28 protein-coding genes are annotated in these 25,526 nt (G+C 55.4%); 23 read left to right on the forward strand and 5 right to left on the reverse strand.

What is annotated here, in order from left to right; genetic code table 11:
* Window positions 1–89: 89 nt before the first annotated feature.
* From eutN to eutR, 11 genes are read left to right on the forward strand one after another with little or no spacing between them, the layout of a single operon-like run.
* On the forward strand, window positions 90–377 hold the full coding sequence (gene eutN / locus G8S19_RS06370) for an ethanolamine utilization microcompartment protein EutN (protein WP_005121909.1): 288 nt from the start codon (window positions 90–92) through the stop codon (window positions 375–377).
* Window positions 378–388: 11 nt separating this feature from the next.
* On the forward strand, window positions 389–1,792 hold the full coding sequence (locus G8S19_RS06375; RefSeq protein ID WP_253686335.1) for an aldehyde dehydrogenase family protein: 1,404 nt from the start codon (window positions 389–391) through the stop codon (window positions 1,790–1,792).
* 12 nt (window positions 1,793–1,804) lie between these two features.
* Complete coding sequence (gene eutJ, locus G8S19_RS06380; RefSeq protein ID WP_061068310.1) at window positions 1,805–2,644, forward strand: ethanolamine utilization protein EutJ; 840 nt, start codon at window positions 1,805–1,807, stop codon at window positions 2,642–2,644.
* Window positions 2,634–3,821 (forward strand): ethanolamine utilization ethanol dehydrogenase EutG, encoded by a 1,188-nt coding sequence (gene eutG, locus G8S19_RS06385; RefSeq protein ID WP_253686337.1) that lies wholly within the window; start codon window positions 2,634–2,636, stop codon window positions 3,819–3,821. The genes eutJ and eutG overlap by 11 nt, the downstream gene beginning before the upstream one ends.
* Before the next feature lie 27 nt (window positions 3,822–3,848).
* A complete protein-coding gene (eutH, locus tag G8S19_RS06390) occupies window positions 3,849–5,081 on the forward strand; it encodes an ethanolamine utilization protein EutH (protein WP_003038023.1) in 1,233 nt (410 codons plus the stop codon).
* Window positions 5,078–6,481: an ethanolamine ammonia-lyase reactivating factor EutA gene (gene eutA / locus G8S19_RS06395; protein ID WP_101742255.1), complete on the forward strand. Its 1,404-nt coding sequence runs from the start codon at window positions 5,078–5,080 to the stop codon at window positions 6,479–6,481. The genes eutH and eutA overlap by 4 nt, the downstream gene beginning before the upstream one ends.
* A gap of 11 nt (window positions 6,482–6,492) precedes the next feature.
* On the forward strand, window positions 6,493–7,854 hold the full coding sequence (gene eutB, locus G8S19_RS06400; protein WP_005121914.1) for an ethanolamine ammonia-lyase subunit alpha: 1,362 nt from the start codon (window positions 6,493–6,495) through the stop codon (window positions 7,852–7,854).
* Window positions 7,855–7,874: 20 nt separating this feature from the next.
* Window positions 7,875–8,771: an ethanolamine ammonia-lyase subunit EutC gene (eutC, locus tag G8S19_RS06405; protein WP_048210968.1), complete on the forward strand. Its 897-nt coding sequence runs from the start codon at window positions 7,875–7,877 to the stop codon at window positions 8,769–8,771.
* 9 nt (window positions 8,772–8,780) lie between these two features.
* Window positions 8,781–9,440: an ethanolamine utilization microcompartment protein EutL gene (eutL, locus tag G8S19_RS06410; RefSeq protein WP_040233508.1), complete on the forward strand. Its 660-nt coding sequence runs from the start codon at window positions 8,781–8,783 to the stop codon at window positions 9,438–9,440.
* 11 nt (window positions 9,441–9,451) lie between these two features.
* Window positions 9,452–9,982 (forward strand): ethanolamine utilization microcompartment protein EutK, encoded by a 531-nt coding sequence (gene eutK / locus G8S19_RS06415; RefSeq protein WP_048210969.1) that lies wholly within the window; start codon window positions 9,452–9,454, stop codon window positions 9,980–9,982.
* Between the two features lie 48 nt (window positions 9,983–10,030).
* Complete coding sequence (gene eutR / locus G8S19_RS06420; RefSeq protein WP_061068308.1) at window positions 10,031–11,083, forward strand: HTH-type transcriptional regulator EutR; 1,053 nt, start codon at window positions 10,031–10,033, stop codon at window positions 11,081–11,083.
* 74 nt (window positions 11,084–11,157) lie between these two features.
* Here the strand turns inward: eutR and hemF are convergent, their stop codons facing one another.
* On the reverse strand, window positions 11,158–12,057 hold the full coding sequence (gene hemF / locus G8S19_RS06425) for an oxygen-dependent coproporphyrinogen oxidase (protein ID WP_253686339.1): 900 nt from the start codon (window positions 12,055–12,057) through the stop codon (window positions 11,158–11,160).
* 2 nt (window positions 12,058–12,059) lie between these two features.
* Entirely contained in the window at window positions 12,060–12,929 is an 870-nt protein-coding gene (amiA, locus tag G8S19_RS06430; RefSeq protein ID WP_005121924.1) for an N-acetylmuramoyl-L-alanine amidase AmiA, read from the reverse strand.
* 212 nt (window positions 12,930–13,141) lie between these two features.
* Here amiA and G8S19_RS06435 point away from each other — a divergent pair, with 212 nt between their 5' ends.
* From G8S19_RS06435 to cysM, 10 genes are all read left to right on the forward strand, one after another.
* Window positions 13,142–13,567: a GNAT family acetyltransferase gene (locus G8S19_RS06435; protein ID WP_048210972.1), complete on the forward strand. Its 426-nt coding sequence runs from the start codon at window positions 13,142–13,144 to the stop codon at window positions 13,565–13,567.
* Complete coding sequence (locus tag G8S19_RS06440; RefSeq protein WP_253686341.1) at window positions 13,554–14,003, forward strand: DUF2919 domain-containing protein; 450 nt, start codon at window positions 13,554–13,556, stop codon at window positions 14,001–14,003. The genes G8S19_RS06435 and G8S19_RS06440 overlap by 14 nt, the downstream gene beginning before the upstream one ends.
* Window positions 14,004–14,062: 59 nt before the next feature.
* Complete coding sequence (locus G8S19_RS06445; protein WP_253686343.1) at window positions 14,063–14,638, forward strand: RpoE-regulated lipoprotein; 576 nt, start codon at window positions 14,063–14,065, stop codon at window positions 14,636–14,638.
* A gap of 92 nt (window positions 14,639–14,730) precedes the next feature.
* Complete coding sequence (gene yfeX / locus G8S19_RS06450; protein WP_048210975.1) at window positions 14,731–15,630, forward strand: porphyrinogen peroxidase; 900 nt, start codon at window positions 14,731–14,733, stop codon at window positions 15,628–15,630.
* A 205-nt stretch (window positions 15,631–15,835) separates the two neighbouring features.
* Entirely contained in the window at window positions 15,836–16,627 is a 792-nt protein-coding gene (gene ucpA, locus G8S19_RS06455; protein ID WP_048210976.1) for an SDR family oxidoreductase UcpA, read from the forward strand.
* Window positions 16,628–16,786: 159 nt separating this feature from the next.
* Window positions 16,787–17,803, forward strand: coding sequence for a thiosulfate/sulfate ABC transporter substrate-binding protein CysP (gene cysP / locus G8S19_RS06460; protein ID WP_061068304.1), 1,017 nt, complete (start codon window positions 16,787–16,789; stop codon window positions 17,801–17,803).
* The gene (gene cysT, locus G8S19_RS06465; protein WP_003038061.1) at window positions 17,804–18,637 is read left to right on the forward strand and encodes a sulfate/thiosulfate ABC transporter permease CysT; all 834 of its coding nucleotides are present in this window, start codon (window positions 17,804–17,806) and stop codon (window positions 18,635–18,637) included.
* Complete coding sequence (gene cysW / locus G8S19_RS06470) at window positions 18,637–19,512, forward strand: sulfate/thiosulfate ABC transporter permease CysW (protein WP_048210978.1); 876 nt, start codon at window positions 18,637–18,639, stop codon at window positions 19,510–19,512. Before cysT ends, cysW begins: the two co-directional genes overlap by 1 nt.
* Window positions 19,502–20,599 carry a sulfate/thiosulfate ABC transporter ATP-binding protein CysA gene (gene cysA, locus G8S19_RS06475; protein WP_085049690.1) on the forward strand — a complete coding sequence of 366 codons (1,098 nt, stop codon included), beginning with the start codon at window positions 19,502–19,504 and terminating at the stop codon, window positions 20,597–20,599. Before cysW ends, cysA begins: the two co-directional genes overlap by 11 nt.
* Window positions 20,600–20,718: 119 nt before the next feature.
* On the forward strand, window positions 20,719–21,630 hold the full coding sequence (gene cysM, locus G8S19_RS06480) for a cysteine synthase CysM (protein ID WP_253686345.1): 912 nt from the start codon (window positions 20,719–20,721) through the stop codon (window positions 21,628–21,630).
* A 91-nt stretch (window positions 21,631–21,721) separates the two neighbouring features.
* Here the strand turns inward: cysM and G8S19_RS06485 are convergent, their stop codons facing one another.
* Both G8S19_RS06485 and ptsJ read right to left on the reverse strand, forming a co-directional pair.
* Window positions 21,722–22,438: a type 1 glutamine amidotransferase gene (locus tag G8S19_RS06485; protein WP_048210981.1), complete on the reverse strand. Its 717-nt coding sequence runs from the start codon at window positions 22,436–22,438 to the stop codon at window positions 21,722–21,724.
* A gap of 13 nt (window positions 22,439–22,451) precedes the next feature.
* Window positions 22,452–23,744, reverse strand: a complete 1,293-nt coding sequence (gene ptsJ / locus G8S19_RS06490) for a transcriptional regulator PtsJ (RefSeq protein WP_253686347.1) — start codon at window positions 23,742–23,744, stop codon at window positions 22,452–22,454.
* Window positions 23,745–23,826: 82 nt separating this feature from the next.
* Between ptsJ and pdxK the strand changes: the two genes are divergently transcribed.
* Window positions 23,827–24,693, forward strand: a complete 867-nt coding sequence (pdxK, locus tag G8S19_RS06495) for a pyridoxine/pyridoxal/pyridoxamine kinase (RefSeq protein ID WP_061068300.1) — start codon at window positions 23,827–23,829, stop codon at window positions 24,691–24,693.
* Window positions 24,690–24,929 carry a cytoplasmic protein gene (locus G8S19_RS06500; protein ID WP_101742264.1) on the forward strand — a complete coding sequence of 80 codons (240 nt, stop codon included), beginning with the start codon at window positions 24,690–24,692 and terminating at the stop codon, window positions 24,927–24,929. Before pdxK ends, G8S19_RS06500 begins: the two co-directional genes overlap by 4 nt.
* Window positions 24,930–24,990: 61 nt before the next feature.
* Here G8S19_RS06500 and crr read toward each other — a convergent pair whose 3' ends face one another.
* Entirely contained in the window at window positions 24,991–25,500 is a 510-nt protein-coding gene (gene crr / locus G8S19_RS06505; RefSeq protein WP_000522253.1) for a PTS glucose transporter subunit IIA, read from the reverse strand.
* Between the last annotated feature and the right edge of the window lie 26 nt (window positions 25,501–25,526).

Consider the following 25,526-nt stretch of genomic DNA (forward strand, 5'->3'; position numbering starts at 1 on the left):
GAAAGCTGGCGTCACCCTCTCTCCTTTTCACATTACCTTCTGCGGAGGGTAGGGGGAGGTTTTACCTGAAATATGCCACGGAGGCGGGTATGAAACTGGCAATCGTCACAGGACAAATTGTTTGTACCGTTCGCCATCAGGGGCTCGCGCACGACAAGTTGCTGATGGTGGAAATGATTGATGCCCAGGGAAATCCCGACGGGCAGTGCGCTGTTGCGATAGACAGCATCGGGGCGGGAACCGGAGAGTGGGTGCTGCTGGTCAGTGGAAGCTCAGCCCGCCAGGCGCACCATAACGACTCATCGCCTGTCGATCTGTGCGTGATTGGCATCGTCGATGAAGTGGTGGCAGGTGGGAAAGTGGTATTTCACAAATAAGGCAGAAAATCATGAATCAACAGGATATTGAACAGGTCGTGAAAGCGGTGCTGCTGAAAATGAAAGACAGCAGTCAACCCGTCAGTGCCGTTCAAGAAATGGGCGTCTTTGCCTCCCTGGATGACGCAGTGGCGGCAGCAAAACTGGCCCAGCAGGGGCTGAAAAGCGTCGCTATGCGCCAACTGGCCATTCACGCCATTCGTGAAGCGGGCGAAAAACACGCCAGAGAATTAGCGGAATTTGCCGTCAGTGAAACCGGCATGGGACGCGTTGAAGATAAATTTGCCAAAAACGTGGCGCAGGCTCGCGGTACCCCGGGCGTGGAATGCCTGTCTCCACAGGTATTGACCGGCGATAACGGCCTGACGCTGATTGAAAACGCACCGTGGGGCGTGGTGGCTTCGGTAACGCCGTCCACCAACCCGGCGGCGACCGTCATTAACAACGCCATCAGCCTGATTGCCGCGGGTAACAGCGTCGTCTTTGCGCCGCACCCGGCAGCAAAAGGCGTTTCTCAGCGCGCGATCGGCCTGCTTAACCAGGCGGTAGTCGCCGCAGGTGGTCCGGCAAACCTGCTGGTTACCGTTGCTAACCCGGATATCGAAACCGCACAGCGTCTGTTCAAATACCCGGGCATCGGACTGCTGGTCGTCACCGGTGGTGAAGCGGTGGTGGAGTCTGCGCGTAAGCATACCAACAAGCGTCTGATTGCCGCTGGTGCCGGTAACCCGCCGGTGGTGGTGGATGAAACGGCCGATCTGACCCGCGCCGCGCAGTCCATCGTCAAAGGCGCATCGTTTGATAACAACATTATCTGTGCCGATGAAAAAGTGCTGATTGTCGTGGATAGCGTTGCTGATGAGCTGATGCGTCTGATGGAAGGCCAGCACGCGGTCAAACTGACGACCGCCCAGGCTGAACAGCTGCAACCGGTGCTGCTGAAAAATATTGATGAGCGCGGTAAAGGCACGGTCAGTCGTGACTGGGTTGGTCGTGACGCAGGCAAAATCGCTGCGGCGATTGGTCTGAACGTACCGGAGCAAACCCGTCTGTTATTCGTCGAAACCTCCGCGACGCATCCGTTTGCCGTCACCGAACTGATGATGCCGGTTCTACCGGTGGTGCGGGTAGCTAACGTTGACGAAGCCATTGCGCTGGCCGTTACGCTCGAAGGTGGTTGTCACCATACGGCGGCGATGCACTCACGCAACATCGACAACATGAACCGTATGGCTAACGCCATCGACACCAGCATTTTCGTCAAGAACGGACCGTGCATTGCCGGCCTTGGGCTTGGCGGCGAAGGCTGGACGACCATGACCATTACCACGCCAACCGGGGAAGGGGTGACCAGTGCGCGCACGTTTGTACGCCTGCGTCGCTGTGTGCTGGTGGATGCGTTTCGCATCGTATAAGGAGTGAAAGAGATGGCGCATGACGAACAACTGTGGCTCACACCCAGACTGCAAAAAGCGGCATCGCTGTGTAACCAGACGCCTGCCGTAAGCGATTCACCGCTGTGGCTGGGCGTTGATTTGGGGACCTGTGATGTGGTGTCGATGGTTGTTGACAGCGATGGGCAGCCGGTTGCGGTTTGTCTGGACTGGGCTGACGTCGTGCGCGATGGCATCGTCTGGGATTTCTTCGGTGCTGTGACCATTGTTCGTCGCCATCTCGATACGCTCGAGCAACAACTGGGTTGCCGTTTTACTCATGCGGCTACCTCATTCCCGCCGGGCACTGACCCGCGTATCTCCATCAACGTGCTGGAGTCTGCCGGGCTTGAGGTGAGCCATGTGCTGGATGAGCCAACCGCCGTGGCGGATCTGCTGGCGCTTGATAACGCCGGAGTCGTCGATATCGGCGGTGGTACGACCGGTATCGCCATTGTGAAACAGGGCAAAGTGACTTACTCCGCCGATGAAGCGACCGGTGGGCACCACATTTCCCTGACGCTTGCCGGGAACCGTCGTATTCAACTGGAAGAAGCCGAGCAGTTCAAACGCAGCAACGGCAAAGAAATCTGGCCGGTGGTTAAGCCGGTTTACGAAAAGATGGCGGAAATCGTCGCCCATCATATTGCCGGACAAGGGATAACGGATTTATGGCTGGCTGGTGGGTCCTGTATGCAGCCGGGTGTTGATGAGCTTTTTCGTAAGCGTTTCCCGGAGCTGCAGGTGCATTTACCGCAGCACAGTCTGTTTATGACCCCGCTGGCGATTGCCAATAGCGGAAAAGTAAAAGCGGAAGGAATCTATGCAAGCTGAATTGCAGACCGCGCTCTTTCAGGCATTCGATGCCCTGAATCTGCAACGCGTAAAAACGTTCAGCGTTCCACCGGTCACATTATGCGGACTGGGAGCGCTCAGCACCTGCGGACAGGAAGCGCAAACGCGCGGACTGACGCATATGTTCGTCATGGTTGACAGCTTCCTGCATCAGGCGGGGATGACCGCCGCTCTGGAACGTAGCCTGGCGATGAAAGGCGTGGCAATGACGCTGTGGCCATGTCCGGTCGGCGAGCCGTGTATTACGGACGTCTGCGCGGCAGTCGCGCAACTGCGCGAATCAAAATGTGACGGCGTGGTGGCCTTTGGCGGCGGCTCTGTACTGGATGCCGCTAAAGCAGTGGCGCTGCTGGTGACCAACCCGACGCAAACACTGGCTGACATGACGGAGCACAGCGTGCTGCGCCCGCGTCTGCCGCTGATTGCCGTGCCAACCACCGCCGGGACCGGGTCAGAAACCACCAACGTTACGGTGATTATCGACGCCGCCACCGGACTCAAAAAAGTGCTGGCCCACGCAACCCTGATGCCGGACGTCGCCATTCTGGATGCCGCGGTAACGGAAGGCGTTCCGGCGCACGTGACGGCAATGACCGGCATTGACGCGCTGACCCATGCCGTTGAAGCGTACAGCGCGCTGAACGCGACGCCGTTTACCGACAGCCTGGCGATTGGCGCGATTGCGATGATAGGTAAATCGCTGCCGAAGGCCGTCGGCTACGGTCAGGATCTGGCGGCGCGGGAAAGCATGTTACTGGCGTCCTGCATGGCGGGAATGGCGTTTTCCAGTGCGGGGCTGGGTCTGTGTCACGCGATGGCGCACCAGCCGGGTGCGACGCTGCACATCCCACACGGACAGGCTAACGCCATGCTGCTACCCACGGTAATGGGATTCAACCGCATGGTGTGTCGTGAGCGCTTCAGCCATATCGGCAGGGCGTTAACCAATAAGAAATCAGACGATCGTGACGCCATCAGCGCGGTCAGCGAGCTGATCGCCGAAGTGGGCCAGACCAAACGGCTCGCTGACGTTGGGGCAAAACCCGAGCATTACAGCGCATGGGCACACGCCGCGCTGGAGGATATTTGTATTCGCAGTAACCCACGCACCGCCACGCAGGCCGAAATTATCGCGTTGTATGCGGCGGCACAATAAATACACATATGACAGGGAGTGAAGGCTATGGGAATTAACGAAATCATCATGTACATCATGATGTTCTTTATGCTGATTGCCGCCGTGGACAGGATCCTGTCGCAGTTCGGCGGTTCGGCGCGCTTCCTCGGTAAGTTCGGTAAGAGCATTGAGGGATCGGGCGGTCAGTTTGAAGAAGGCTTTATGGCAATGGGCGCGCTGGGCCTGGCGATGGTCGGTATGACCGCGCTGGCGCCGGTGCTGGCGCATGTGCTCGGGCCGGTAATTATTCCGCTGTATGAAATGCTGGGCGCGAACCCGTCGATGTTTGCCGGAACGCTGCTGGCGTGTGATATGGGCGGCTTCTTCCTGGCGAAAGAACTGGCGGGCGGCGACGTGGCGGCATGGTTGTACTCTGGCCTGATCCTTGGCGCGATGATGGGACCGACGCTGGTCTTCTCCATTCCGGTTGCGCTGGGAATTATTGAACCGTCTGACCGTCGTTATCTGGCGTTGGGCGTGCTGGCTGGTATCGTCACCATTCCGATTGGCTGTATTGCGGGTGGTCTGGTCGCGATGTACTCCGGCGTGGAAATCAACGGTCAGCCGGTGGAGTTCACCTTTGCGCTGATCCTGATGAACATGATCCCGGTGCTGATCGTGGCCGTGCTGGTGGCGCTGGGACTGAAATTCATCCCGGAAAAAATGATCAACGGCTTCCAGATCTTCGCCAAGTTCCTGGTAGCGCTGATCACCCTCGGTCTGGCTGCGGCAGTCATCAAGTTCCTGCTCGGCTGGGAGCTGATCCCAGGTCTTGATCCTATTTTCATGGCGCCAGGCGACAAGCCGGGTGAAGTGATGCGCGCCATCGAAGTTATCGGTTCTATCTCCTGTGTGCTGCTGGGTGCCTACCCAATGGTGCTGCTGCTGACCCGCTGGTTTGAAAAACCGCTGATGAGCGTCGGCAACCTGTTAAAAGTCAATAACATTGCGGCTGCGGGTATGGTGGCAACGCTTGCCAACAACATCCCAATGTTCGGCATGATGAAAAACATGGATACCCGCGGCAAAGTGATCAACTGCGCGTTCGCGGTCTCAGCGGCCTTCGCGCTGGGTGACCACTTAGGCTTCGCCGCTGCCAACATGAACGCCATGATCTTCCCGATGATTGTCGGCAAGCTGATTGGCGGCGTGACGGCGATTGGCGTGGCTATGCTGTTAGTACCGAAAGACGAAGATGTTCCGGCACCAGCAGAAACCAATCCGGAGGCGCAATCGTGAATACTCGCCAGCTACTGAGCGTCGGTATCGATATCGGCACCACCACCACTCAGGTGATCTTCTCGCGCCTTGAGCTGGTTAACCGTGCGGCAGTGTCGCAGGTGCCGCGCTACGAATTCATCAAACGCGAAATTAGCTGGCAAAGCCCGGTGTTCTTTACCCCCGTTGATAAGCAGGGCGGGTTGAAAGAGGCCGAACTGAAAGCCCTGATCCTCGCCCAGTATCAGGCGGCGGGGATTGCGCCAGAGACCGTCGATTCCGGCGCGATCATCATTACCGGGGAAAGTGCCAAAACGCGCAACGCGCGCCCGGCGGTGATGGCGCTCTCCCAGTCGCTGGGGGATTTCGTGGTTGCCAGCGCCGGTCCGCATCTGGAATCGGTGATTGCCGGTCACGGTGCGGGGGCGCAAACCCTGTCCGAACAGAAATTGTGCCGCGTACTGAATATCGACATCGGCGGCGGTACGTCGAATTACGTCCTGTTCGACGCGGGAAAAGTCAGCGGCTCGGCCTGCCTGAACGTCGGCGGGCGGCTACTGGAAACGGACGGCCAGGGGCGCGTAGTACATGCGCATCAGCCGGGGCAGATGATTGTTGATGACGTATTTGGTCCAGGCACTGATGCCCGAACCCTCAATGCGGCGCAGCTTGTTCAGGTGGCCCGACGGATGGCGGCGCTGATTGTGGAGGTGATTGACGGCACGCTTTCACCGCTGGCGCAGGCGCTGATGCAAACCGGTCTGCTGCCTGTTGGCGTGAAGCCTGAAGTGATTACGTTGTCCGGTGGGGTGGGCGAGTGCTACCGCAACCAACCTGCCGATCCGTTCTGTTTTTCCGACATTGGGCCGCTGTTAGCAACGGCGCTGCATGAACATCCGCGCCTGCGTGAGATGAACGTGCAGTTTCCGGCGCAAACCGTGCGCGCCACGGTGATTGGTGCCGGGGCGCATACGCTGTCGCTTTCGGGCAGCACCATCTGGCTGGAGGGTGTGGCGCTTCCGCTGCGCAATCTGCCGGTGGCGATTCCGGTTGATGAGGCTGATCTGGTGGCCGCCTGGCAGCAGGCGCTGCTGCAGCTCGACCTTGATCCGAAAACCGACGCCTACGTGCTGGCGCTGCCCGGTTCGCTACCGGTGCGCTACGCCGCGCTGTTAACGGTGATTGATGCGCTGCTGGCCTTTGTCGCGCGCTATCCGAATCCGCATCCCCTGCTGGTGGTAGCCGAGCAGGATTTTGGTAAAGCCCTGGGCATGCTGTTACGCCCACAGTTACAGCAACACCCGCTGGCGGTCATCGATGAGGTGGTTGTCCGGGCGGGGGACTATATCGACATTGGTACGCCTCTTTTTGGCGGATCGGTTGTGCCGGTGACGGTGAAATCACTCGCATTTCCTTCCTGAGGGAACGACTTATGAAACTAAAGACCACATTGTTCGGCAATGTTTATCAGTTTAAGGATGTAAAAGAGGTGCTGGCAAAAGCCAACGAACTGCGTTCGGGGGATGTGCTGGCAGGGGTAGCTGCAACCAGTTCGCAGGAGCGCGTGGCGGCCAAACAGGTGTTGTCGGAAATGACGGTGGCGGATATTCGCAACAACCCGGTGATTTCCTATGAAGAGGACTGCGTCACGCGTCTGATTCAGGATGACGTCAACGAAACGGCCTATAACCGCATCAAAAACTGGAGCATCAGTGAGCTGCGCGAGTACGTGTTGAGTGATGAAACCTCTGTCGATGACATTGCGTTTATGCGCAAAGGGTTAACGTCAGAAGTGGTCGCAGGCGTGGCTAAAATTTGCTCGAACGCGGATCTGATCTACGGTGGCAAAAAAATGCCGGTGATCAAAAAAGCTAACACCACCATCGGTTTGCCGGGCACCTTCAGCTGTCGTTTACAGCCGAACGACACCCGTGATGACGTGCAGAGTATTGCTGCACAAATCTATGAAGGGCTGTCCTTCGGTGCGGGCGATGCGGTAATTGGCGTCAACCCGGTCACGGATGACGTGGAAAACTTAAGCCGCGTGCTCGATACCGTGTATGGCGTTATCGACAAGTTCAATATTCCGACCCAGGGCTGTGTACTGGCGCACGTGACCACCCAGATCGAAGCGATTCGTCGCGGCGCACCGGGCGGGCTGATTTTCCAGAGTATCTGCGGCAGTGAGAAAGGTTTAAAAGAGTTTGGCGTTGAGCTGGCGATGCTGGATGAGGCGCGTGCAGTGGGCGCGGAGTTCAACCGCATCGCCGGGGAAAACTGCCTGTACTTTGAAACCGGGCAAGGGTCTGCGCTCTCCGCTGGCGCTAACTTTGGTGCCGATCAGGTGACGATGGAAGCGCGTAACTACGGGCTGGCGCGTCACTACGATCCGTTCCTGGTGAACACCGTGGTGGGCTTTATCGGGCCGGAATATCTCTACAACGACCGTCAGATTATTCGCGCGGGCTTAGAAGATCACTTCATGGGCAAGCTGAGCGGCATCTCAATGGGTTGCGACTGCTGTTACACCAACCATGCTGATGCTGACCAGAACCTCAACGAAAACCTGATGATTCTGCTCGCTACCGCTGGCTGCAACTACATCATGGGCATGCCGCTCGGTGACGACATCATGCTCAACTACCAGACCACCGCCTTCCACGACACCGCGACCGTGCGTCAGTTGCTGAACCTGCGCCCGTCGCCGGAGTTTGAACGCTGGCTGGAAACCATGGGCATTATGGCAAACGGTCGCCTGACCAAACGGGCGGGCGATCCGTCACTGTTCTTCTGATGACGCGGAGATGACATACGATGGATCAAAAACAGATTGAAGAAATTGTACGCAGTGTAATGGCGTCAATGGGGGAGTCACAGCCGCAGGCTCAAGCGCCGTCACCAGAAGCGAAATGCAGCACTACGCAGTGCGCCGCACCAACGGGTGAAAGCTGTGCGATGGACTTAGGTTCAGCCGAAGCGAAAGCGTGGATTGGCGTTGAGAACCCGCATCGTGCAGAAGTGCTGACCGAGCTGCGCCGCAGCACCGCCGCGCGTGTATGTACCGGTCGTGCCGGTCCGCGTCCGCGCACTCAGGCGCTACTGCGCTTCCTGGCCGACCACTCGCGTTCAAAAGACACAGTGTTGAAAGAAGTCCCGGAAGAGTGGGTGAAAGCGCAAGGCTTGCTGGAAGTGCGCTCGGAAATCAGCGACAAAAACCTGTATCTGACGCGCCCGGACATGGGGCGTCGTCTGAGCGCAGAAGCCATTGAAGCGCTGAAATCACAGTGTGTAATGAACCCGGATGTGCAGGTGATTATCTCTGATGGCCTGTCTACCGACGCCATCACCGCTAACTACGAAGAGATCCTGCCGCCGCTGTTGTCAGGCTTAAAACAGGCCGGATTAAAAGTCGGGACACCGTTCTTTGTTCGCTATGGCCGTGTGAAAATCGAAGATCAGATCGGTGAACTGCTCGGCGCGAAAGCGGTGATCCTGCTGGTTGGGGAACGTCCGGGCCTCGGCCAGTCGGAAAGTCTTTCTTGCTATGCCGTCTATTCGCCACGCGTGGCGACAACCGTTGAAGCTGACCGTACCTGTATCTCGAATATTCACCAGGGCGGTACGCCACCGGTTGAAGCGGCGGCGGTGATTGTGGATTTGGCCAAGCGCATGCTGGAGCAAAAAGCGTCCGGCATCAATATGACCCGTTAAGGAGGCATCATGCCAGCATTAGATTTGATTAGACCTTCAGTCACCGCAATGCGCGTGATTGCCTCGGTAAATGACGGTTTTGCCCGTGAACTTAAATTACCGCCACATATACGTAGTCTCGGACTCATCACAGCAGATTCTGATGACGTGGCGTATATTGCTGCAGACGAAGCGACAAAACAGGCGATGGTGGAAGTGGTTTATGGCCGCTCGCTGTATGCCGGCGCGGCGCACAGTCCCTCTCCAACCTCGGGCGAAGTGCTGATCATGCTCGGTGGACCTAACCCGGCCGAAGTCCGCGCCGGCCTGGACGCGATGGTCGCCAATATCGAAAGCGGCGCGGCGTTCCAGTGGGCCAATGACGCAGAAGATACCGCCTTCCTTGCGCACGTGGTTTCGCGTACCGGTTCGTATCTCTCGGCGACCGCAGGATGCCGACTTGGCGATCCGATGGCGTATCTGGTGGCTCCGCCGCTGGAAGCAACGTTTGGTATTGATGCTGCGCTCAAATCTGCCGATGTACAGATTGTCACCTACGTGCCGCCGCCGTCAGAAACCAACTACTCAGCGGCGTTTTTAACTGGTAGCCAGGCTGCCTGTAAAGCTGCCTGTAATGCTTTCGCTGATGCTGTTCTGGATATTGCCCGAAATCCGGTACAACGCGCGTAAGAGAGGTTGTGATGATCAATGCACTGGGATTACTGGAAGTGGATGGCATGGTGGCTGCCGTAGACGCGGCAGATGCCATGCTGAAAGCCGCGAACGTGCGTCTGCTCAGTCACCAGGTGCTGGATCCTGGCAGGCTGACTCTGGTGGTGGAAGGCGATCTGGCCGCGTGTCGTGCAGCGCTGGATGCCGGAAGCGCTGCTGCAGCGCGTACAGGACGTGTTGTCAGCCGCAAGGAGATAGGGCGGCCGGATGATGACACCCAGTGGCTGATCGGCGGTTTTACGCGCCAGCCGAAGAAACCCGCACCGAAGCCAGAAATGATGCCAGAAGACAAAGCGGAAAAGACGCAGGACACGCCTGTGACATCTGAATCTTCTGATGAACTCCTGGCGTTGTTGGCATCAACCCGTCAAGGAATGACGGCAGGGGAAGTGGCCGCGCACTTTGGCTGGTCACTTGATGAAGCCAGAAAGGCGCTGGAACAGCTCTTTTCTGACGGAGCGTTGCGTAAACGCAGTAGTCGCTATCGCTTAAAAAATTAACCTGTCGGAGGGCCGGGGGCTTCGTTGAAGCTTCCGGCTTAAAAGATCATGAAAAAGACCCGTACTGCAAACCTGCACCATCTTTATCATGAAGCATTACCCGAAGACGTTAAACTTACGCCGAAGGTCGAGGTGGACAACGTTCACCAACGGCGAACAACAGATGTGTATGAGCATGCCCTGACGATTACCGCCTGGCAGCAGATTTACGATCAACTGCATCCGGGAAAATTTCATGGCGAGTTCACGGAAATCCTGCTTGATGATATTCAGGTGTTCCGTGAATACACCGGTCTTGCGCTGCGCCAGTCATGCCTGGTCTGGCCGAACTCGTTCTGGTTTGGTATTCCGGCCACCCGCGGCGAGCAGGGATTTATTGGTACGCAATGCCTTGGCAGTGCTGAAATTGCGACCCGCCCAGGCGGAACGGAGTTTGAGCTGAGTACACCCGATGATTACACCATTCTTGGGGTCGTTATCTCTGAAGACACCATTGCGCGTCAGGCTAACTTCCTGCATAACCCGGAAAGGGTGCTGCATATGCTGCGCAACCAGTCGGCGCTGGAGGTAAAAGAACAGCATAAAGCCGCGCTATGGGGCTTTGTGCAACAGGCGCTGGCGACGTTTAGCGAGAATCCTGAGAACCTTCATCAGCCGGCGGTGCGCAAAGTGTTGGGTGATAACCTGCTGCTGGCGATGGGCACCATGCTGGAAGACGCTCAGCCGATTATGACCGCTGAAAGCATCAGCCATCAGAGCTATCGCCGCCTGCTGTCGCGGGCGCGCGAATATGTGCTGGAAAATATGTCAGAGCCGCTGACCGTACTCGACTTGTGCAACCAGCTACATGTGAGTCGTCGCACGCTGCAAAACGCGTTTCACGCAATCCTCGGTATCGGCCCCAATGCCTGGTTGAAACGTATTCGCCTGAACGCCGTGCGCCGGGAGCTTATTAGCCCGTGGTCGCAAAGTGCGACGGTGAAAGACGCTGCGATGCAGTGGGGATTCTGGCATTTAGGGCAGTTTGCTACCGATTACCAGCAGTTGTTTGCGGAGAAACCGTCGCTGACGCTGCATCAGCGCATGCGTCAGTGGGCGTGATGAGATTATTGTGCCGGATGCGACGCTAACACGTCTTATCCGGCCTACGGGTTTTGCCGTTGCTTATCCGGCCATTACACCCAGTCGCGGACCTGAATAAATTCGCTAAGGGCGGCTTCCGGGCTGTTCGCTTCCGGCTGCCAGCCATATTCCCAGCGTACCAGCGGCGGCATCGACATCAAAATCGATTCCGTGCGCCCGCCGGTCTGTAAACCGAATAACGTGCCGCGATCCCACACCAGGTTAAATTCCACATAGCGTCCGCGACGATAAAGCTGGAAGTTTCGCTCGCGCTCGCCCCAGCTCATCGCTTTGCGGCGTTCGACGATTGGCAGATACGCTTCGGTGTAACCTTGCCCGACCGCCTGCATAAAGGCGAAGCAGTGGTCGAAATCTGGCGTATTTAAATCATCGAAAAACAGTCCGCCGATGCCGCGCTGCTCGTTACGGTGCTTGAGAAAGAAGTAGTCATCGCACCACTTCTTGTAACGTGGGTAAACGTCATTGCCGAACGGCTGGCACAGATCACGCGCGGTGCGATGCCAGTGAATCGCATCCTCATCAAAGCCGTAGTAGGGCGTTAAATCAAAGCCGCCGCCAAACCACCACACCGGGTCGGCGCCCGGTTTTTCCGCGATAAAAAACCGTACGTTGGCATGGCTGGTCGGAATGTAAGGATTCTGCGGATGCACCACCAGCGAGACACCCATCGCCTCAAAGCTGCGCCCGGCAAGCTCCGGGCGATGTGCAGTAGCCGATGCTGGCATTGCATCGCCGTGGACGTGGGAGAAGTTGACGCCCGCTTGCTCGAAAATACCACCGTTACGCAGCACCCGGCTACGACCGCCGCCGCCCGCTTCACGCTGCCAGTTATCTTCAACAAACTCTGCGCCATCGACGGCGGATAACTGCTGGCAAATATTATCCTGCAGACTAAGCAGGAACTGTTTTACGCGCTGTGCATCGGGCTTCATGATTAACGTTTCTTCGAGTGTGCTTTCTGGTTATCAAACCAGTGGAAATAGCTAATGATGCCATTGGCGATAGCGGTAGCGATTTTTTGACGAAACGCCGTCGTGCCCAGCAGTCGCTCTTCTTCCGGGTTAGTAATGAACGAGGTTTCGACCAGTACCGACGGAATTGATGGTGATTTTAGCACCACGAAGGCGGCCTGTTCCGTGCTACGACTGTGCAGACGATGTACTGGCTTGATCTTCTTGAGAATATGCGAGCCTAAGGTCAGGCTGTTTTTAATGGTGTCGGTTTGCACCAGATCGAACAATACCTGCTGCAGCAAATGGTCTTTATCGGTGGTTTTCTTCCCGGCGACTTCATCGGCCCGGTTTTCACGGTCGGACAGATATTTCGCCATGGCGCTACTGGCACCGCGGTTAGACAGCGCAAAGACCGACGCACCTGCGGCGCTCGGATTGGTGAAACCGTCGGCGTGAATCGACATGAACAGATCGGCGCCATGCTTATGGGCTATCTCGACACGATCGTACAGTGGAATAAACGTATCGCCGGAGCGGGTCAGGCGTGCATCAATCCCCTGGTTGCGTAGAATCGAGCGCACGTTTTTGGCAATCGCCAGCACCACGTGCTTCTCCTTTGAACCGTTGCGACCAATGGCGCCGGTATCAATCCCGCCGTGACCCGGATCGAGGACAACTACGCGCTTAGCGCCGGCTTTTTTCGCTTTCGGTTTGCTGTGACCATTGCTGGTCTTAAGCGCTTCTTCTTTAGCGATGGCTTGCGACATGCCTGACAGCGTCAGGGCGGCCAGCCCGGCTTTCAACACCTGGCGGCGCGATGTGAGTGTTTTTAGTGGTTTAAAAGTGCTCATACGGCCTGAGTTGTAAAAAAAAGGTTCTAAACGTTATATCGTATCGCGTTGTCCGTTGCGACGGATCGGGATAAGAATTGTTTTACTTTTCATTTCAATACGTGACAATTCCGTATTATGCCATTTTTTCCGTCGCTTCGCGTCAGATATTGGCTAAATCAGTGGTTCGCGCCATAATCGCTTTTTAACGTCCTGAAAAGGAAACCAATACCATGGAAATACGCGTATTTCGCCAGGAAGATTTCGAAGAGGTGATCACCCTCTGGGAGCGCTGTGATCTGCTGCGTCCATGGAATGACCCGGAAATGGACATTGAACGCAAGGTCAATCATGACGTCAGCTTGTTTCTGGTCGCAGAAGTGAACGGCGAGGTGGTCGGCACAGTGATGGGGGGCTATGACGGTCATCGTGGCTCCGCCTATTACCTTGGCGTGCATCCTGAGTTCAGGGGGCGCGGTATTGCTAATGCGCTGCTGAACCGACTGGAGAAAAAGCTCATTGCCCGTGGTTGTCCAAAGATTCAAATCATGGTGCGTGACGATAATGACGTTGTGCTGGGTATGTATGAGCGTCTGGGCTATGAACATACCGATGTACTCCATCTGGGTAAACGTTTAATCGAAGATGAAGAGTACTGAGTTCCATCCCGCCGACTATGACGGTCATGGGCGTCTGCGCTTGCCTTTTCTCTTCTGGTGCGTACTGCTGTTGCAGGCACGCACCTGGGTTTTGTTTGTGATTGCCGGTTCTTCCCGTGAGCAGGGCAACACGTTGCTGAATCTGTTTTATCCCGATCATGACGCGTTCTGGCTGGGGTTACTTCCCGGTGTTCCGGCCGTGCTGGCGTTTTTACTCAGCGGGCGGCGTTTTGCGTTCCCCGTTTTGTGGCACAGGCTGCGCGGATTACTGATTCTGGCTCAACTGGCGCTGCTCTGCTGGCAGCCGATGCTGTGGTTGGGGGGCGATCCGGTCAACGGCGTTGGTCTGGCGCTGCTGGTGGCGGATATTGTCGCGCTGGTCTGGCTGTTAACCAATCAACGTCTGCGCGTCTGTTTTTCCCTTGAGAAAGAATAACGGCACTTTTTGGGGAAACCGGACTCCAAGCAACGTTGATAAATAAGGAAGGAAGTGAAATGAAATCACTGCGTTTGACTTTATGCGCGATGCCGCTGCTACTGACCGGGTGTTCAACGTTGTCCTCGGTGAACTGGTCTGCCGCCAATCCGTGGAACTGGTTTGGTTCTTCAACGCAGGTCACAGAGCAGGGCGTCGGAGCGTTAACGGGCACTACGCCGCTGGATGAAAAAGCCATTGCTGATGCGCTGGACGGTGATTACCGCCTGCGTAGCGGGATGAAGACTGATAACGGAAATGTGGTGCGCTTCTATGAAGCGATGAAAGACGACAAGCTGGCGATAGTCATCAATGGTAGCCAGGGAACCATCAGTCGTATTGATGTGTTAGACCACGATATTTCATCAGTCGCGGGTGTCGAAATCGGTACACCGTTTAGCGACCTTTACACTAAAGCTTTTGGTCATTGCCAGAAAGCAACCGGTGATGACAGCGCGGGCGTTGAGTGTAAAGCCGAAGGAAGTCAGCATATTAGCTATATTTTTTCCGGTGACTGGAGCGGCCCTGAAGGCATAATGCCGTCTGACGATACGCTACAAGAGTGGAAAGTAAGCAAAATTATCTGGCGGCGTTAATTTGCGTCTGAACAAATCGACTTACTAAAAAAACAGGTAGAATAACGCCCAGCAATGCCACGATGTCGTGGCAGCTTTTTTCAGGAGGAACAATGTCTCAGGTTCAGAGTGGCATTTTGCCAGAACATTGCCGTGCGGCGATTTGGATTGAAGCCAATGTAAAAGGTGATGTTGAGGCCCTGCGTGCGGCCAGCAAAACGTTTGCCGATAAGCTGGCGACCTTTGAAGCGAAATTTCCGGATGCGCATCTGGGCGCGGTAGTCGCTTTTGGCAACAACACCTGGCGCACACTGAGCGGCGGCGTGGGCGCGGAAGAGCTGAAGGACTTCATCCCTTACGGTAAAGGTCTGGCTCCGGCGACCCAGTATGACGTACTGATCCATATTCTCTCGCTGCGCCATGACGTGAATTTCTCCGTTGCGCAGGCGGCAATGGAAGCATTTGGCGATTGCATTGAGGTTAAAGAAGAGATCCACGGTTTCCGCTGGGTGGAAGAGCGTGACCTCAGCGGCTTTGTTGATGGCACTGAAAACCCGGCAGGCGAAGAAACGCGCCGTGAAGTCGCTGTTATTAAAGATGGCGTCGATGCTGGCGGCAGCTATGTATTCGTGCAGCGTTGGGAACATAACCTGAAGCAGCTTAACCGCATGAGCATTCACGACCAGGAAATGATGATTGGCCGTACCAAGGAAGCCAACGAAGAGATCGACGGTGACGACCGTCCGGTCACCTCTCACCTGAGCCGTGTGGATCTGAAAGAAGATGGCAAGGGGCTGAAAATTGTGCGCCAGAGCCTGCCATACGGTACAGCCAGCGGTACGCATGGTCTCTATTTCTGCGCGTACTGCGCGCGTCTGCACAATATTGAGCAGCAACTGCTGAGCATGTTTGGTGATACCGACGGTAAACGTGACGCGATGCTGCGCTTCACTAAACCGGTCACCGGTGGCTATTACTTTGCACCGTCGCTGGATCGACTGATGGCGCTGTAACCCCGGTGTTGCCTGGTAGCGCTCACGCTTACCAGGCCTACCGCGTTCTTATCTGTCATGAAATTGAAAATCCCCGCCCCGACGGGGATTTTTTTTACCTGAAATTAACCTGATTTAGTGAGCTATTCCTCAGCATGAATTTGTTAATGCTGTATCTTCTGCGTGAATGAAGTGAAGGCTTCATATTCAAAAGGAGAATATTGAAATGGGAAAACTCACGGGCAAAACAGCATTGATTACGGGCGCATCTCAGGGTATTGGCGAGGGGATCGCCAGAACGTTTGCCCGCCATGGCGCGAACTTAATCCTGCTGGATATCTCCGATGAGATTGAAAAGCTGGCGGATGAACTGGCAGGGCGCGGGCATCGCTGCACAGCGGTTCACGCAGACGTCAGAGATTTTGCGTCGGTTACGGAAGCGGTAAAACGCGCGAAGAAAATTGAAGGCAAAATCGACATTCTGGTCAACAATGCAGGCGTATGCCGCCTTGGCAACTTCCTTGAAATGAGCGATGAAGATCGCGACTTCCACATTGATGTCAACATTAAAGGCGTCTGGAACGTGACGAAGGCCGTTCTGCCGGAGATGATTGCGCGCAAAGACGGGCGCATCGTGATGATGTCATCGGTAACTGGCGATCTGGTGGCCGACCCGGGTGAAACGGCGTATGCGTTGTCGAAAGCCGCTATTATCGGCTTAACCAAGTCCCTGGCGGTTGAGTACGCGCAATCGGGGATTCGTGTAAATGCCATTTGCCCGGGCTACGTTCGTACGCCAATGGCGGAAAATATTGCACGTCAGTCTAACCCGGACGATCCTGAATCGGTATTAGTCGACATGGCGAAAGCGATCCCGATGCGCCGTCTGGCCTGTCCGCTTGAAGTGGGTGAACTGGCGGCGTTCCTGGCGTCGGATGAATCCAGCTACTTAACTGGCACGCAAAACGTGATTGATGGCGGCAGCACCCTGCCTGAAAGCGTCAGCGTCGGCATCTGATTGATGCCAGTCTCCTCCCCGGTGAACCTGGGGAGGGGTTTCCCCTTATTCTCTTTTCAACTTTCAAATCATCAAACGGTATATAAAACCGTTACTCCTTTAGTGCCGGTTATAAATATGATGACCATAAGAAAGTCATTAAATTTATAAGGGTGCGCAATGGCCGTTAACTTACTGAAAAAAAGAACTCTGACGCTGGCGGCGCTGCTGTTGCTGGTGGGTCAGGCGCAGGCAACGGAACTGCTGAACAGTTCATACGATGTTTCCCGTGAGCTGTTTGCCGCCCTTAATCCGCCGTTTGAACAGCAATGGGCGAAGGATAACGGCGGTGACAAACTGACGATAAAACAATCTCATGCCGGGTCATCAAAACAGGCGCTGGCGATTCTGCAAGGGCTGAAAGCCGATGTGGTAACCTATAACCAGGTCACCGATGTACAGATCCTGCACGACAAAGGCAAGCTGATCCCGGCCGACTGGCAATCTCGTCTGCCGAACAACAGTTCACCGTTCTATTCCACAATGGGATTCCTGGTGCGTAAAGGAAACCCTAAAAATATTCACGACTGGAATGACCTTGTGCGTTCTGATGTGAAACTGATTTTCCCGAACCCAAAAACCTCCGGTAACGCGCGCTATACCTATCTGGCGGCGTGGGGTGCTGCGGATAAAGCTGATGGTGGTGATAAAACCAAAACCGAACAGTTCATGACCCAGTTTCTGAAAAACGTCGAAGTGTTTGATACCGGCGGTCGCGGTGCTACCACCACCTTTGCAGAGCGCGGTCTGGGTGACGTATTGATCAGCTTCGAGTCAGAAGTGAATAACATTCGCAAGCAGTATGAAGCGCAGGGTTTTGAGGTTGTTATTCCGAAAACCAATATTCTTGCCGAGTTCCCGGTGGCCTGGGTAGATAAGAATGTGCAGGCCAACGGGACAGAGAAAGCGGCTAAAGCGTATCTGAACTGGCTGTACAGCCCGCAGGCGCAAACCATCATCACCGACTATTACTACCGTGTGAATAACCCCCAGGTGATGGACAAGCTGCAAGATAAATTCCCTCAGACTGAATTGTTCCGCGTAGAAGACAAGTTCGGCTCCTGGCCTGAAGTGATGAAAACACACTTTGTCAGCGGTGGTGAGCTGGACAAGTTGTTGGCGGCGGGGCGCAAGTAAATGTTTGCTGTTTCTTCCCGACGCGTACTGCCCGGCTTCACCTTAAGCCTGGGCACCAGCTTACTGTTTGTGTGCCTGATATTGCTGTTACCGCTCAGTGCGTTGGTAATGCAACTGGCGCAAATGAGCTGGGCGCAATACTGGGATGTGATTACCAATCCGCAGGTCGTGGCGGCCTATAAAGTCACGCTGCTGTCGGCGTTTGTGGCATCGATTTTTAACGGCGTTTTTGGTCTGTTAATGGCGTGGATCTTAACCCGCTATCGTTTTCCGGGCCGCACGCTGCTGGATGCGCTGATGGACCTGCCATTTGCGCTGCCTACGGCGGTAGCGGGTCTGACGCTGGCGTCGCTGTTTTCGGTTAATGGCTTCTACGGCGAGTGGCTGGCGAAGCTGGATATCAAGGTGACCTACACCTGGCTTGGTATCGCGGTGGCGATGGCGTTTACCAGCATTCCGTTTGTGGTACGTACCGTACAGCCGGTGCTGGAAGAGTTAGGTCCGGAGTATGAAGAAGCCGCAGAAACGCTCGGTGCCACGCGCTGGCAGAGTTTTCGTAAAGTGGTGCTGCCGGAGTTGTCTCCCGCGCTGGTGGCGGGCGTTGCGCTCTCGTTTACCCGAAGCCTCGGTGAGTTTGGCGCGGTTATCTTTATCGCTGGGAACATCGCATGGAAAACGGAAGTGACTTCGCTGATGATTTTTGTTCGCTTGCAGGAGTTTGACTATCCGGCTGCCAGTGCGATTGCCTCTGTGATCCTCGGGGCTTCGTTGTTGCTGCTGTTTTCAATTAACACCCTGCAAAGTCGCTTTGGTCGACGTGTGGTAGGTCACTGATGGCAGAGATTACCCAATTGAAACGCTATGGCGCGCCCCGCATTAACTGGGGGAAATGGTTTCTGATCGGCACAGGCATGCTGGTCTCCGCGTTTATTTTGCTGGTGCCGATGATTTACATCTTCGTGCAGGCGTTCAGCAAGGGATTAATGCCGGTATTACAGAACCTGGCCGACCCGGACATGCTGCATGCCATCTGGCTGACGGTGCTGATTGCGCTGATTGCGGTGCCGGTGAACCTGGTGTTTGGTGTGTTGCTGGCCTGGCTGGTAACCCGTTTTAACTTCCCTGGACGCCAGCTGTTGCTGACGTTACTGGATATTCCGTTTGCCGTCTCGCCGGTGGTCGCCGGCCTGGTTTATCTGCTGTTTTACGGCTCTAACGGTCCGCTGGGTGGATGGCTGGATGAGCATAACCTGCAAATTATGTTTGCCTGGCCGGGGATGGTGCTGGTGACGGTATTCGTCACCTGTCCGTTTGTGGTGCGTGAGCTGGTGCCAGTGATGTTAAGCCAGGGCAGCAATGAAGATGAAGCGGCTGTGTTGCTGGGCGCGTCCGGCTGGCAGATGTTCCGCCGCGTTACGCTGCCGAATATCCGTTGGGCGTTGCTGTACGGCGTGGTGCTGACTAACGCCCGTGCTATTGGCGAGTTTGGCGCGGTGTCGGTGGTTTCCGGCTCGATTCGCGGCGAAACCCTATCGCTACCGCTACAAATTGAATTACTGGAGCAGGACTACAACACGGTCGGCTCCTTTACCGCCGCGGCGCTATTAACGCTGATGGCGATTATTACCCTGTTTTTGAAGAGCATGTTGCAATGGCGTCTGGAGAACCAGGAGAAACGCGCGCAGCAGGAGGAAAATCATGAGCATTGAGATTGCCAATATTAAGAAGTCTTTTGGTCGCACCCAGGTGCTGAACGATATCTCGCTGGATATTCCTTCAGGTCAGATGGTCGCGCTGCTGGGGCCATCCGGCTCGGGCAAAACCACGCTGCTGCGCATTATTGCCGGGCTGGAGCATCAGTCCAGCGGGCATATCCGTTTTCACGGCACCGACGTCAGCCGTTTGCATGCTCGCGACCGTAAAGTGGGATTTGTATTCCAGCACTATGCGCTGTTTCGTCATATGACCGTTTTCGACAATATCGCCTTTGGCCTGACGGTTTTGCCACGGCGGGAGCGTCCGAATGCGGCGGCCATCAAAGCGAAAGTCACCAAATTGCTGGAGATGGTGCAGCTTGCCCATCTGGCGGATCGCTTTCCGGCGCAGCTTTCCGGTGGACAAAAACAGCGTGTGGCGTTGGCGCGTGCGCTGGCGGTAGAGCCGCAGATCCTGCTGCTCGATGAGCCATTTGGCGCGCTCGATGCGCAGGTGCGTAAAGAGCTGCGTCGCTGGCTGCGTCAGTTGCATGAAGAACTGAAATTCACCAGCGTGTTTGTTACCCACGATCAGGAAGAGGCGACAGAAGTGGCCGATCGCGTGGTGGTGATGAGTCAGGGTCATATCGAACAAGCCGATGCGCCGGACCAGGTCTGGCGTGAACCGGCTACCCGTTTTGTCCTGGAATTTATGGGGGAGGTTAACCGCCTGCAGGGGACGATTCGCGGCGGCCAATTCCACGTGGGCGCACACCGCTGGCCACTGGGTTATACGCCTGGTTATCAGGGGCCGGTGGATCTGTTTCTGCGTCCGTGGGAAGTGGATGTGAGCCGTCGTACCAGCCTGGATTCCCCGTTGCCGGTACAGGTGCTGGAAGCCAGCCCGAAAGGACACTACACCCAATTAGTTGTGCAACCGCTGGGGTGGTATAACGAACCGCTGACGGTCATCATGCAGGGCGATGATTCCCCAAACCGCGGCGAGCGGCTGTTTGTCGGGCTGCAAAATGCGCGTCTGTATAACGGTGACCAGCGTATTGAAACGCGTGAAGAGGAACTTGCTCTGGCGCAAAGTGCCTGATAGGTTAATTTGCAGGTTTATCGCCCGGTGGCGCTATGCTTACCGGGCCTACCGCATATGCCGTGATTTTGTAGGCCGGGTAAGCGCAGCGCCACCCGGCTTTTTATTGGACAGCACTCATGAACACATTAGAACAAACAATTGGCAATACGCCTCTGGTGAAATTACAACGTCTGACGCCGGATAACGGTAGTGAAATTTGGGTTAAGCTGGAAGGCAATAATCCCGCGGGTTCGGTGAAAGACCGGGCCGCGCTGTCGATGATTGTCGAAGCGGAAAAACGTGGAGAAATTAAGCTTGGTGATGTGTTGATCGAGGCAACCAGCGGTAATACCGGGATTGCGCTGGCGATGATCGCCGCGCTGAAAGGCTATCACATGAAGCTGCTGATGCCAGACAACATGAGTCAGGAACGCCGTGCGGCGATGCGGGCTTACGGGGCTGAACTGATACTGGTGACCAAAGAGCAGGGAATGGAAGGCGCGCGCGATTTAGCGCTGGAAATGGCGCAGCGCGGAGAAGGTAAACTTCTCGACCAATTTAATAATCCGGATAACCCGTACGCGCATTACACCACCACCGGACCGGAAATCTGGCAGCAGACGTCGGGTCGTATTACCCATTTTGTCTCCAGCATGGGCACGACCGGCACCATTACCGGCGTATCTCGTTTTCTGCGCGAGCAGGAAAAAGCGGTTACCATCGTTGGCCTGCAGCCGGAAGAGGGCAGCAGTATTCCGGGGATTCGTCGTTGGCCTGCGGAGTATATGCCGGGCATTTTTAACGCCTCGCTGGTGGATGAGGTGCTGGATATTCATCAGAATGATGCAGAAAACATCATGCGCGCGCTGGCGGTGAAAGAGGGTGTGTTTTGCGGCGTCAGTTCCGGCGGCGCGGTAGCCGGAGCGATTCGCGTGGCCGAACAAAATCCGGGAGCGGTGGTGGTGGCGATCATCTGCGATCGCGGCGATCGCTACCTTTCGACCGGCGTGTTTGGCGAAGAACACTTTAACCAGGGATTAGGGATTTAGTTTGTAGGCCTGATAAGCATAGCGCCATCAGGCAAACGTACGGCACGATCGCCGGATGACGACGTAAAGCGTCTTATCCGGCCTGCCATAATCAATCGTTACGTTTTTCCACAAGCTTATCCAGGAACTGCCACAGCTTCTCATTCATCTGCTGATAATCCCATGCGCGCATCTCTTCAACAGAACGGATGAAACGCTTCCCTTTGGCTTCGGCTAACTCCTGCTCAGAGTGCTGAATTAATCCTTCGACCGCTTCGGCGGTAAACTCCATATGGCACTGAAAGCCATAGACAAAATTACCGTATTGTACGATTTGTCGTGGGCAGCCAACGCTTGTGGCAAGAATTGTCGCCTGGTCGGTTAATCCTGGCATATCGTTGTGCCAGTGACCGACCATCAGCGGCGATCCAAAGTGGGCGATCAGCGGGTGCGCTTTACCTGCTTCAGTCAGTGTAATGGGAAAATGACCAATCTCTTTTTCCGGGCTTTGACATACTTTCGCGCCCAGCGCTTCGCCAATGAGCTGTGAACCTAAGCAGATCCCCACCACAATTTTGCGTGCCGCAATCGCCTGGTTGATCAGGTGCTGTTCGGCCTGAGAGTCAAAATACGGGCACTCCGCCAGCGTGGTGCGTGGAGACTGCGGACCGCCAAAGACGACCAGCATATCGAAGCCATCGGCATTGGCGGGAACCGATTCTCCGGCGTAAACCCGTGACCAGCTGATGGTATAGCCACGTGATTCGGCCCACGGCAGATACGCGCCAGCAGATTCAAAAGACTCATGAATAACAAAATGAACTCGCACTTTTTCTCTCCTGTTAGCGCTTTTGCGCCTGATGAATATCAGCCGCCAGCTTATGAATATCGTTGTCGTTTAAGGTCGACAGCGTAATGCGCAGACCGTGCGATGGTGTATTCACACCAAATACCTCGCCTTCGCGTACCAGCCAACCGGATTTTGCCAGGGCAAAAGCAAGTGATTGACTGTGGTGCGCCAGAGGCAGCCACAGATTCAGACCATCAGCGACGGGCAGATCAATGCCATATCCTCTGAGAGCGGTGGTCAGTTTTTGCTGCTGTGTTGCGTAAAACTGCTGAGTCTGCACCAGCTTATGTCGATACTCTTCGTCGCTCAGGCAGGCGCAGGCTAAATCCTGAAGCAGATGGCTGACCCACTGGCTACCGGAGTTGAGTCGTAACCGCAGTTTCGCTGAAGTGACCGGATCGCTGGCCACAATGGCCAGGCGTAAGTCCGGACCTAATGTTTTCGACATTGAACGGACGACTGCCCAGTGCGTGGTTTCCTTCGCAATCACCGGATACCAGTGGCAAGCAGATAGCAGCGCAAAGTGGTCGTCGACGATCACCAGCGTCTGCGGATAGCGGGCCAGAATTTCCTGCAATTGCGCCGCGCGTGGGGCACTCAGGCTACATCCCGTTGGGTTGTGAGCCCGCGGCGTCAGGATCACCGCCCGCGCACCTCTTTGTAACGCAGCCTCCAGCATGTCGGGTTGCATGCCTTCGTTGTCTACGGTGACCGGGCTCGCTGAGAATCCGGCATACCGCAGCATATTGATACTGCTCAAAAAGCACGGGTCTTCTACGACTACGCTATCGCCAGGCAGTAAATGGGCGCACAGCAGTCGCTCAATGGCGTCAATGGCGCCGCTGGTGATATCGATTTCTCCCTTGCCTGGCACTGCTTCTTGCATCCATTGCGCGGCCCACGCCTTAAGATCGGGTGATACGGCGGCATCGCCGTATAAACGCGGATTCTTATTTATTTGCACGAAATAACGGCTGAGGTCTGGAAGACGCGAAGGCGCTGGATTGCCGCTGGAAAGATCGACAAGCGCGGTATCCGGATTGCCACCTTCCAGCGCAACGGGGGCAGAAATTTCTTTGATCACCGTGCCATTGCGTCCGAGGCTCTGCGCCAGTCCGGAGGTGACCAGGCGTTTATAAGCCACCGCGACAGTATTACGGTTAACGTTCAATGCTGTTGCCAGTTCACGCACCGGTGGCAACGTTTCTCCTGCTGCCAACGTGCCTGTAGCGACATGTTGACGAATACTGTCAAAAATTTCGTTAGCGGTTTTTCCGTCGATCATTATTGACCTATGACAAAATGAATTTTAGCATATGACGATAATAGTGAGGCGTTAGCCCGCTGTCCAGCGAGAGGAGAGATTTATGGAGCAGGGGAGTGATATTCAGTCAGTGCTCTTCGACGACAAGCATCGGGCGTTACAAACCGATATTGTCGCCGTCCAGTCACAGGTGGTGTATGGCAGCGTAGGCAACAGTATCGCCGTCCCAGCTATCAAAGCGCAGGGATTACGCGTCACCGCGATCCCAACGGTGCTGTTCAGTAATACACCGCATTATGAGACCTTTTATGGTGGTGTTATCCCGGCCGACTGGTTTAGCGGCTATCTTCGCGCCTTAAATGAGCGCGATGCGTTACGTGAGCTAAAAGCGGTGACCACGGGGTATATGGGCAGTGCGGAACAAATCGCTCTGTTGGCACAGTGGCTGGAGACCGTTCGGGCTACCCACCCGGATCTGTGTATTCTGGTCGATCCGGTGATTGGCGATACGGACAGCGGCATGTACGTAAAGGCTGAAATACCGCAGGCGTATCGCAAACATCTGTTACCGCTGGCACAGGGACTGACGCCAAACGTGTTTGAGCTGCAGATATTGAGCGGTAAACCGTGTCGCACGCTGGATGAAGCGATATCGGCAGCCAAATCGCTGCTCACTGATACGCTGAAATGGGTGGTGATCACCAGCGCACCGGGAGAAACCGAGGAGGTCATTCAGGTTGCCGTTGTGACAGCTGAAACGGTTGAGGTGCTAGCCCATCCGCGGGTGAAAACGGACCTGAAGGGCACCGGCGATCTGTTCTGCGCCGAACTGGTGAGCGGTATCGTGCTGGGGAAACCACTCACTGCTGCCACGCATGACGCTGCACAGCGCGTACTGGACGTGATGACGTGGACGCACCAGTGCGGTTGTGATGAATTAATTCTGCCACCGGCAGGGGAGTCGCGATGAAGAGTTACCGGCTGGTGGTTCGCCAGAATGGGCGTATGGTTGGACATTTTGACACCAGCGGGAAAGAAGCGCTGGAAGATATCTGCGTGGCGCGGGCCATGTTTGGCATTGCGGGTGGTTACGACTGTGAGTTGTTGGTGGCGGATTCGGAACGACGGATGCTGGAAAGCGGGCCGGAGGGCATGAAAATCCTGATGCGCGAAGCGTATTATCGACCGATGACCGCGCACATTTAATGGCGGATGAAGTGTATAAAAAAATGGCGCCAATCGGCGCCATTTTTCTCTGCGGCAAGAATTACTTCTTGATGCGGATAACCGGGGTTTCACCCACGGTCACGCTACCGGACAGTTTGATCAGTTCTTTGATTTCGTCCATGTTGGAGATAACAACCGGAGTCAGGGTAGACTTGGCTTTTTCTTCCAGCAGCGGCAGATCGAATTCAATAACCGGGTCGCCCACTTTCACGCGCTGACCTTCTTCAGCGATACGCTTGAAACCTTCGCCTTTCAGTTCAACGGTATCAATACCGAAGTGAACAAACAGCTCAATGCCGCTATCAGATTCGATAGAGAACGCATGGTTGGTTTCAAAGATTTTGCCGATGGTGCCATCTACAGGAGCAACCATTTTGTTACCGGTTGGTTTGATAGCAATACCATCACCAACGATTTTTTCAGCAAAAACTACATCCGGCACGTCTTCGATGTTGACGATCTCGCCAGAGAGCGGAGCAACAATCTCAATAGTTCCGGTGTCTTTCTTATCATCAGAAACCAGAGATTTCAGTTTATCGAACAAACCCATGATCTTCTCCTAAGCAGTAAATTGGG

The organism is Citrobacter sp. SX206 (assembly GCF_024181025.1).
GTDB classification, from domain to species: domain Bacteria; phylum Pseudomonadota; class Gammaproteobacteria; order Enterobacterales; family Enterobacteriaceae; genus Citrobacter; species Citrobacter youngae.

Bases quoted from the DNA above. Each gene is read 5' to 3' on its own strand.
- eutR (WP_061068308.1), top strand. From the start codon at position 10,031: ATGAAAAAGACCCGTACTGCAAACCTGCACCATCTTTATCATGAAGCA.
- eutJ (WP_061068310.1), top strand. From the start codon at position 1,805: ATGGCGCATGACGAACAACTGTGGCTCACACCCAGACTGCAAAAAGCG.
- eutH (WP_003038023.1), top strand. From the start codon at position 3,849: ATGGGAATTAACGAAATCATCATGTACATCATGATGTTCTTTATGCTG.
- G8S19_RS06500 (WP_101742264.1), top strand. From the start codon at position 24,690: ATGAAGAGTTACCGGCTGGTGGTTCGCCAGAATGGGCGTATGGTTGGA.
- G8S19_RS06440 (WP_253686341.1), top strand. From the start codon at position 13,554: ATGAAGAGTACTGAGTTCCATCCCGCCGACTATGACGGTCATGGGCGT.
- eutB (WP_005121914.1), top strand. From the start codon at position 6,493: ATGAAACTAAAGACCACATTGTTCGGCAATGTTTATCAGTTTAAGGAT.
- cysP (WP_061068304.1), top strand. From the start codon at position 16,787: ATGGCCGTTAACTTACTGAAAAAAAGAACTCTGACGCTGGCGGCGCTG.
- cysT (WP_003038061.1), top strand. From the start codon at position 17,804: ATGTTTGCTGTTTCTTCCCGACGCGTACTGCCCGGCTTCACCTTAAGC.
- ucpA (WP_048210976.1), top strand. From the start codon at position 15,836: ATGGGAAAACTCACGGGCAAAACAGCATTGATTACGGGCGCATCTCAG.
- eutN (WP_005121909.1), top strand. From the start codon at position 90: ATGAAACTGGCAATCGTCACAGGACAAATTGTTTGTACCGTTCGCCAT.
- eutG (WP_253686337.1), top strand. From the start codon at position 2,634: ATGCAAGCTGAATTGCAGACCGCGCTCTTTCAGGCATTCGATGCCCTG.
- eutL (WP_040233508.1), top strand. From the start codon at position 8,781: ATGCCAGCATTAGATTTGATTAGACCTTCAGTCACCGCAATGCGCGTG.
- crr (WP_000522253.1), bottom strand. From the start codon at position 25,500: ATGGGTTTGTTCGATAAACTGAAATCTCTGGTTTCTGATGATAAGAAA.
- eutC (WP_048210968.1), top strand. From the start codon at position 7,875: ATGGATCAAAAACAGATTGAAGAAATTGTACGCAGTGTAATGGCGTCA.
- hemF (WP_253686339.1), bottom strand. From the start codon at position 12,057: ATGAAGCCCGATGCACAGCGCGTAAAACAGTTCCTGCTTAGTCTGCAG.
- pdxK (WP_061068300.1), top strand. From the start codon at position 23,827: ATGGAGCAGGGGAGTGATATTCAGTCAGTGCTCTTCGACGACAAGCAT.
- yfeX (WP_048210975.1), top strand. From the start codon at position 14,731: ATGTCTCAGGTTCAGAGTGGCATTTTGCCAGAACATTGCCGTGCGGCG.
- cysM (WP_253686345.1), top strand. From the start codon at position 20,719: ATGAACACATTAGAACAAACAATTGGCAATACGCCTCTGGTGAAATTA.
- G8S19_RS06375 (WP_253686335.1), top strand. From the start codon at position 389: ATGAATCAACAGGATATTGAACAGGTCGTGAAAGCGGTGCTGCTGAAA.
- cysA (WP_085049690.1), top strand. From the start codon at position 19,502: ATGAGCATTGAGATTGCCAATATTAAGAAGTCTTTTGGTCGCACCCAG.
- cysW (WP_048210978.1), top strand. From the start codon at position 18,637: ATGGCAGAGATTACCCAATTGAAACGCTATGGCGCGCCCCGCATTAAC.
- amiA (WP_005121924.1), bottom strand. From the start codon at position 12,929: ATGAGCACTTTTAAACCACTAAAAACACTCACATCGCGCCGCCAGGTG.
- G8S19_RS06435 (WP_048210972.1), top strand. From the start codon at position 13,142: ATGGAAATACGCGTATTTCGCCAGGAAGATTTCGAAGAGGTGATCACC.
- eutK (WP_048210969.1), top strand. From the start codon at position 9,452: ATGATCAATGCACTGGGATTACTGGAAGTGGATGGCATGGTGGCTGCC.
- ptsJ (WP_253686347.1), bottom strand. From the start codon at position 23,744: ATGATCGACGGAAAAACCGCTAACGAAATTTTTGACAGTATTCGTCAA.
- G8S19_RS06445 (WP_253686343.1), top strand. From the start codon at position 14,063: ATGAAATCACTGCGTTTGACTTTATGCGCGATGCCGCTGCTACTGACC.